Origin of the sequence: Streptomyces sp. NPDC004658 (genome assembly GCF_040609555.1) — a bacterium.
Classification (GTDB): Bacteria; Actinomycetota; Actinomycetes; order Streptomycetales; family Streptomycetaceae; genus Streptomyces.
Genome location: NZ_JBEXKG010000380.1, coordinates 1 through 1,650, shown reverse-complemented (window position 1 = coordinate 1,650; position 1,650 = coordinate 1). Strand labels below are relative to the sequence as shown.

Sequence of the window (1,650 nt, the reverse complement as noted above, 5' to 3'; positions counted from 1 at the left end):
GAGGAACGCGTAGTCGGTGTCGCCGAGGTCGTACGCATCCGGCTGTCCGGCTCGGCCGGCGCGGACCAGCCGTGCCGGGGCACGCTGCCGATGCCGTACACCAGCGCCAGCAGCGCGGCGGGCAGGGCGAGCGCGGTCGGCAGCTCGTACGGCCGGCCCGCGCGCGCCGCGGGCGGTTCCCCGGGGATCAGCCGCAGCCCGAGCAGGAGCAGGGCGGCGGCGACGGGGGCCGGGAAGGCGAACGTCCACCGCCAGCTCGCCTCGGTCAGCAGGCCCGACAGCAGCAGTCCCAGGGAGAAGCCGCTCGCGCCGAACAGGCTGTACACGGAGACGGCCCGGTCGCGGGCGGGACCCGCCGGGAACGTCGTGGTGATGATCGACAGCCCGGTGGGGGCGGTGAGCGCCGCGCACACGCCCTTGACCACCCGGGTGAGGATCAGGAACCACAGGGTGGTGGCCAGCGCGCCGGCCAGGGAGGCGGCGGCGAAGACGGTGACGGCGGCCAGGTAGACCCGGCGCCGTCCCAGCCGCTCCACGAGCCGGGTGCCGAAGAGGATGACGGCACCGAAGCCGATGGCGAAGCCGCTCATCACCCAGTGCAGCGAGGTCGGCGCCGGTCCCAGGTCGGCGCCGACCGACGGGAGGGCGACCACGGCCACCGACACCTCCAGGGCGTCGATGAGCATGTTGCCGGCCAGCACGATCAGCAGCCCCCACAGGCGGGCGCCGAGCGGACCGGTGCCCGCCGTTTCAGCCTCGGCGGCCGTCGCGCGCGTCGTCGGTGTCATCGTCCCCTCCCCTGGTCCCGGCCTCGTCCGCTCAGCCGACGAGGGTGCCGCCGCTGGCGTCGACGAAGGAGCCGGTGATCCAGCGGGCGTCGTCGGACGCGAGCAGCGCGACGATGTCGCCGACGTCGTGGGGTTCGCCGACGCGCTGGAAGACCGACAGCTGCGCCATCTGCTCGACGGCCTCCGGGATGTCGAAGACCGGGTTGCCGTTGCGGGTGATGCCCGGGGCGACGCTGTTGATCGTGATGCCGCGCGGGCCGAGGTGCTTGGCGAAGTGCAGCGCGAGCATCTCCACCGCCGCCTTGCTCATCGCGTAGGCGATCTCCTGGGGGTTGGCGGTCTTCGTCAGGCCGGTGGAGATGTTGATGATGCGACCGCCGTCCGGCATGAGCGTGAGCGCCCGCTGGATGATGAAGAACGGGGCCTTGGCGTTCACCGCCATGATCCGGTCGAACAGCTCGGGCGTGGTGTCCTCGGGGGCCACTCCGCCCATGACACCGGCGTTGTTGACGAGGATGTCCAGGTCGGTTCCGCCGGTGCGCTCCTTCAGGCCCTGCTCCACGGCGAGGAAGAGGTCGTGGACGTCTCCGGGGACGCCGAGTTCGGCCTGGACGGCGAAGGCCCGGCCGCCCTCCGTCTCGATCGTCCGGACGACGTCGGCTGCGGCCTCCTCGTTGCCGGTGTAGTGCACGACGACGAGTGCGCCCTCGCGGGCCAGGCGCAGGGCCGTCGCCCGGCCTATGCCTCGGCTGGAACCCGTGACCAGCGCGGTCTTACCCGTGAGCGTTCCCATGGTGTTCCTTCGGTCGGTGTGATGGCCGGCGCGCGCGCCGGGTGCGGTGACGGTGGGGGGCGAGTGGGG

At 72.8% G+C, this 1,650-nt stretch carries 2 protein-coding genes; both read right to left on the bottom strand.

The window, feature by feature from the left end; all coding sequences use genetic code 11:
* On the bottom strand, nucleotides 1-788 hold a 788-nt coding region (locus tag ABZV94_RS41490), incomplete at its 3' end, for an MFS transporter (RefSeq protein ID WP_356350267.1).
* A 31-nt stretch (nucleotides 789-819) separates the two neighbouring features.
* Nucleotides 820-1,650, bottom strand: an 831-nt coding sequence (locus ABZV94_RS41485; RefSeq protein ID WP_356350264.1) for an SDR family oxidoreductase, incomplete at its 5' end; no start/stop codon positions are given.